Here is a 601-nt window from a genome sequence, read left to right as displayed (position 1 = left end):
CGCCATTCTCAACTAGATTGTCGCGCGGTTCTCATCCTGATTGTCGCGCAGCAGCCTCGGCGCGCTCATCGCGCTCGATGCCAGAGAGAACGGGTGTAGCGGCCTCGATCGTGGCAAAGCGCTCGGGCAAGCCCTCGATCTGCTCCGCATTGAACACGGTGTAGGACTTCAGGAAGCGAAAACCTTCCTCGCGCTCTTCGCCGCTCTGCTCATCGGTGCGGGTTTTGCTGCTGCTGCCGTAATAGACGATCGGCGCGCCCTTCTCGCCCTTGCGCACCTGTGCCCCAAGTGCCTGTGCCTGTCGGTAGGTCATCCATGTGGGGCTGGCATAGCCGGAGGCGATGGCCTCCAGCCACAGCAGCAGGACGTTGATCCCGCGATAGGGTTCGCCGGTAGCACGCAACGGACGGGTCACACGCCCGCCGAGCCTGTCGATGCTCCATGGTTTGGCCCAAGGGCGGATGCCCTGCTCCAATTGGGCGATGATGCGGTCGGTGATCCGGCTATGCGGGTCGATGGTGGCGGTCTTGGTCATGATCTTTGCTCCTTCCTGATCCGCGCAGCGGGTCATGCGCCGCGCATGACCCCTGCCGACCCGGCG

1 protein-coding gene is annotated in these 601 nt (G+C 63.9%); it reads right to left on the bottom strand.

The features are described from left to right. Positions 1–31: 31 nt before the first annotated feature. Entirely contained in the window at positions 32–535 is a 504-nt protein-coding gene (locus DM995_RS19575; protein WP_116970753.1) for an ArdC-like ssDNA-binding domain-containing protein, read from the bottom strand. Positions 536–601 lie beyond the last annotated feature (66 nt).

It is taken from the genome of Blastomonas sp. UPD001, assembly GCF_003426715.1.
GTDB lineage: Bacteria > Pseudomonadota > Alphaproteobacteria > Sphingomonadales > Sphingomonadaceae > Blastomonas.
Note: the sequence above shows the minus strand (reverse complement) of the source record. Positions and strands in the feature narration are given on the sequence as shown.